At 45.5% G+C, this 5,200-nt stretch carries 4 protein-coding genes; 1 reads left to right on the top strand and 3 read right to left on the bottom strand.

Going from position 1 to position 5,200, the window contains the following annotated elements:
* The coding region (fusA, locus tag A1D16_RS03315) for an elongation factor G (RefSeq protein WP_290707797.1) at positions 1-1,926 on the bottom strand (1,926 nt) is incomplete at its 3' end.
* A 269-nt stretch (positions 1,927-2,195) separates the two neighbouring features.
* Between fusA and A1D16_RS03310 the strand changes: the two genes are divergently transcribed.
* Entirely contained in the window at positions 2,196-2,699 is a 504-nt protein-coding gene (locus A1D16_RS03310) for a hypothetical protein (protein ID WP_290707796.1), read from the top strand.
* A gap of 61 nt (positions 2,700-2,760) precedes the next feature.
* Here A1D16_RS03310 and A1D16_RS03305 read toward each other — a convergent pair whose 3' ends face one another.
* Both A1D16_RS03305 and A1D16_RS03300 read right to left on the bottom strand, forming a co-directional pair.
* A complete protein-coding gene (locus A1D16_RS03305) occupies positions 2,761-3,330 on the bottom strand; it encodes a gluconate 2-dehydrogenase subunit 3 family protein (protein ID WP_290707795.1) in 570 nt (189 codons plus the stop codon).
* A 17-nt stretch (positions 3,331-3,347) separates the two neighbouring features.
* Positions 3,348-5,030: a GMC family oxidoreductase gene (locus tag A1D16_RS03300; RefSeq protein ID WP_290707794.1), complete on the bottom strand. Its 1,683-nt coding sequence runs from the start codon at positions 5,028-5,030 to the stop codon at positions 3,348-3,350.
* Positions 5,031-5,200 lie beyond the last annotated feature (170 nt).

Here is a 5,200-nt window from a genome sequence, read left to right as displayed (position 1 = left end):
GTTAAGGTCACCGGTAACATCACCCATATACTGATCAGGTGTTACTACTTCCACTTTCATGATCGGCTCCAGCAATACTGGTTTAGCTTTACGGGCCGCTTCACGGAATCCTTGTTTTGCACACAATTCGAACGACATGGCATCCGAGTCAACGGCGTGGAAACTTCCATCAAAAATGCGCACTTTCATGCTTACCACAGGATAGCCTGCCAATACGCCGGTGCTCATTGCTGATTCAAATCCTTTCTGAATGGGAGCAATAAATTCTTTAGGAATAGATCCACCAAAGATATCGTTCACAAACTGGAAGCTTTTGCCGGGGTTAGCTGCAATAAACTCCTCGTCTGCTGCACTCAGTTCAAAATAGATATCGGCGAACTTACCACGACCACCTGTTTGCTTTTTCAGGGTTTCGCGATGTTCCACTTTTCCGGAGAATGCTTCTTTGTATGCAACCTGGGGATTACCCTGGTTAACTTCTACTTTAAACTCACGACGCATCCGGTCAATGATAATTTCCAGGTGCAATTCTCCCATTCCGCGTAGAATTGTTTGTCCGGTTTCTTCATCTGTATTTACACGAAGTGTAGGATCTTCTTCTACCAGTTTAGCAATTGCCATACCCATTTTATCTACATCCGCCTGGGTTTTAGGCTCTACAGCAACCGCAATTACCGGCTCTGGAATAAACATGTTTTCAAGGGTAATCGGGTGATTTTCGTCGCAAAGCGTATCACCGGTTTTGATTTCCTTGAATCCAACTGCGGCACCGATATCACCAGCTTCAATGAAATCGATTGGGTTTTGCTTGTTAGCAAACATTTTCATGATCCGGCTGATACGCTCTTTTTTACCGCTGCGTACATTCAGTACATAAGAACCAGCGTCGAGGTGACCGGAATAAGCCCGGAAGAAAGCCAGCCGTCCAACGAAGGGATCGGTCATGATTTTAAAAGCCAGGGCAGCAAAAGGTTCTTTTGCATCTGGTTTGCGGGTAATGGTTTCACCTGTATCGGGGTGAGTACCTTCAATGGCTTCGATATCTACCGGGCTGGGCAGGTAACGACATACCGCATCCAATGCAGTTTGAACACCTTTGTTTTTGAAAGAAGATCCGCACATCATCGGTACAATGCTAAGATCGATGGTTGCCTTACGGATGGCTTCATGCATTTCAGCTTCCGTAATCAGGTTCGGATCTTCGAAGAACTTCTCCATCAGCGTATCATCATATTCGGCTACTGCTTCTACGAGGTTAGCTCTCCATTCAGTCGCTTCTTCCAACATATCGGCAGGTACATCAATTTCATCAAATGTCATACCCTCCGTTTCGGCATGCCAGATAATGCCTTTCATTTTAATAAGGTCAACCACGCCTTTGAAGTTATCTTCTGCACCGATTGGAAGCTGCAGGGGAACCGCTTTGGCACCCAGCATTTCTTTTACCTGGCGAACTACGTTCAGGAAATCTGCACCGGAACGGTCCATTTTGTTGACAAATCCGATCCGGGGTACCCGGTAACGGTTTGCCTGGCGCCATACCGTTTCGGATTGCGGCTCCACACCATCCACCGCACTGAACAAAGCAATCAGACCATCCAATACACGCATAGAACGCTCTACTTCCACCGTAAAATCCACGTGGCCTGGGGTATCGATGATATTAAAAGAATATTTTTTAGAATCAGCAGTCTGCTTTCCTTTATCGGTTGGGAAATTCCACTGGCAGCTTACAGCAGCAGAAGTAATGGTAATCCCTCTCTCCTTCTCCTGTTCCATCCAGTCGGTTGTAGCCGCACCATCGTGCACTTCACCGATTCTGTGAATCATACCTGTGTAGCGCAGAATACGCTCTGTAGTGGTGGTTTTACCGGCGTCGATATGGGCCGCAATACCAAAGTTTCTTTGAAATCTTAAGTCTGCCATTGTTGTATGTTAAAAATGTTAAGCGTCAAAAGCCAAAAATCCCAATTTGGGACGCAAAGGTAAGTATTCTGCCGGAAATACGAAACCTTGTTTAGGGAGGCACAAAAAATGTCGGATTTACCCAAATTGACAGAAAAAGGGAAAAAGATTACCACCTTTTAAAAAATATCCACATAAAAGTCACTGACATATTGGTAGATATGCGCAAGGGATGTAAATTTAGAAATCTTTCTTGTTAACCCATTATTCACTCAAAATCACGAACTAATATGCCCACAAAAAAGAAGGCCGCAAAGAAAGCGCCGGCCAAAAAGGCAGTAAAAAAACCGGTTGCTAAAAAAGCCGCCCCTAAAAAAGCCGCAAAGAAAGCCGCTCCCAAAAAAGCTGCCAAAAAAGCTGCTCCCAAAAAAGGGCTGAAAAAAGCAGTAGCTAAAAAAGCAGCGCCTAAGAAAGCCGCTAAAAAAGCAGCGCCCAAAAAAGCCGCTAAAAAGGTAGCTCCTAAAAAAGCCGCGAAGAAAGCTGCTCCCAAAAAAGCCGCTAAAAAAGCTGCCCCTAAAAAAGCTGCAAAAAAAGCCGCCAAGAAAGCTGCTCCCAAAAAAGCTGCTCCCAAAAAAGCTGCTCCTAAAAAGGCTGCTCCTAAGAAAGCCGCTAAAAAAGCCAGCCGCAAAGCCGCTAAAAAGGAAGCACCAGCTCCAGCTCCAGCAGCTCCTGTGGTAGAAGCACCAACGCCAGACAACAATTCCACCCCAATAGAAGGTGGTTCAGAAGCCTAATACAAAAATACCCGCCGGAATCAACTGGCGGGTATTCTTTTTTATCGTATAAGCCTTCTTCTCAGGTAGCCCAGGCCTTGTCTCCTTTTTTATACGGTACACAACCTTCGTACCTTCCTGGTACAGCCTCATACCGCAGCGCTTTGGTAGCACCAATTTCGGAGGTAAAATATCCCTGAAGGGTCAGGTCTTTCATCATTTTGAAATAATGATTCGGTTCTCCCTCCTTTTTGGTTTTCTGGTATTCACGCTGCTCCTTATCTAATTCAATCAGCAATTCCTTTCGTTGCGCGCCGTCCAATGCCATAAACCCTTTCCCAAATTTTTTATCACTGGCCGCTTCCAGTTTGTCAATTCCTTCTACAAATACTTTCTGTGCAGCTTCATCATAGCAATCGGTTACCATAATTTTCATAAACGCACCAATCTGCGCTGCTTTAGCACCCGGTGTATCTGTTGTTGGAATAATGGTTTCACCTATTTCATCCAACAGTGCCAGCTCCTCTGCCGTAAAATCAGTTGTGCCGGCTTTTTTATCCGTTTGTTTACAACCCGTAAGAAATAATTGGGATCCTACCATTGATCCACCAAGTATTACGGCCATGGTTGAAACGGCTTGTCTGCGTTTCATAAGCTTTAATTTTTCTATTATAAATTTCCTTTTTTCAACTCAGTTACAGCATGGTCTGCAGCCCTTGCAGTTAATGCCATATAGGTAAGCGAAGGATTTACGCAGGCGCCTGAAGTCATACAGGCACCATCTGTCACAAATACATTCTGCGCATCCCACACCTGGTTCCATCCATTCAGCACAGATGTTTTGGGATCTCTTCCCATACGGGCAGTACCCATTTCATGAATTCCTCGTCCCATGGTGCCATCCCCATTTCTCTTCTGTACATTTTTAACACCTGCTGCTTCCAGGATCTCCGCGGCATCATTGATCATATCTTCCCGCATTTTCAGCTCATTCTCTTTCAATTCACAATCCACCGCCAATACGTTCAATCCCCATTTGTCTTTTTTCGTCTTATCCAGCGAAACCTTGTTTTCATGATAGGGCAATATCTCTCCAAATCCACCCATACCCATGGTCCAGGTTCCTGGTTCAGTCAGGGCTTCTTTTAATTCTGCGCCAATATTTAGCTCAGCAATATCACGGCTCCAGCCTTGCCGGCTGGCAGATCCCTGGTAACCAAAACCACGAACATATCCTCTTCCATCGTCTGTTTTTAGATTCCTATACCGGGGAATATAAAAACCATTCGGGCGGCGGCCATTAAAATATTTATCCTCATATCCTTCCACTATACCTCCTGCCCCAACACCCAGGTGGTGGTCCATCAGGTTATGCCCCAACTCACCACTGCTGCTTCCCAGCCCATCTGGCCAAATATCCGTGGCAGAATTCATTAGAATCCAGGTACTGTTCAGCGCCGATGCATTCAGGAATATAATCTTGGCAAAATATTCATAGGTCTTGTTGTTTTCCGCATCCAGCACCTCCACTCCTTTTGCCTTTTTGGTATCCTTGTCGTAAATAATTTTAGTCACGATCGACCAGGGGCGAAGGGTAAGATTACCGGTTGCCATAGCTGCCGGAAGTGTAGCAGATTGGGTACTGAAATACGCCCCAAACGGACAACCCAGCCAGCATTTATTACGGTATTGGCAATTGCTTCGGTTATTCAGGGCCGCCGTAAGGTTAGCACTTCTTCCGATGATCAACCGGCGGGCATCTTTGTAATGCTGCCGGATACGTTCGGCGGCATCTTTTTCCACGCAATTCAACTCCATCGGTGGCAGGAAATCACCATCTGGTAACTGCCATAAATTTTCCTTGGATCCATTTACGCCTGCAAATTTTTCTGCATAGCTGTACCAGGGAGCTATGTCTTTATAACGGATAGGCCAATCGACCCCGTGCCCGTCTTTGAGATTGGCTTCAAAATCAAGGTCGCTGAAACGGTAGCTCTGCCTTCCCCAGGTTAGGGAACGGCCGCCCACCTGGTAACCGCGGAACCAGTCGAATCGTTTTACTTCGGTATAGGGGCAGTCCTTCTCATTGACCCAAAAATCAAGATTGGTTTCGTTCAGCGGGTAATCTCTTTTTAAAACCGGGTAATCTGCAATCATCTGCTGCGTTCTGCCTCCCCGATGCGGGAACTCCCAGGGGTGTTTATTGGCATTGACATAATCTTTTATGTGCTTTACATCCCTTCCCCTTTCCAGCAGCAGGGTTTTTAATCCTTTCTCGGTCAGTTCTTTGGCGGCCCATCCACCGCTGATTCCGGAGCCAATTACGATGGCGTCGTACGTATTTTCAGCCATAACAATAATTTGAAATGAGTGTAGCGTTTTGATTATTAAATATCACAGATTGCAATCGCATTCTTTAACGAGGCAATTTTATCCGATGCAGCAGGAATAAATTCCTGGGCAACATATCCTTTAAACCCTGTTCCATGAATTGCTTTCATAATAGCAGGGTAATACAATTC

Origin of the sequence: Flavihumibacter sp. CACIAM 22H1 (genome assembly GCF_001601815.1) — a bacterium.
Lineage (GTDB): Bacteria > Bacteroidota > Bacteroidia > Chitinophagales > Chitinophagaceae > Flavihumibacter.
This window is presented reverse-complemented; position numbering and strand designations above follow the sequence as displayed.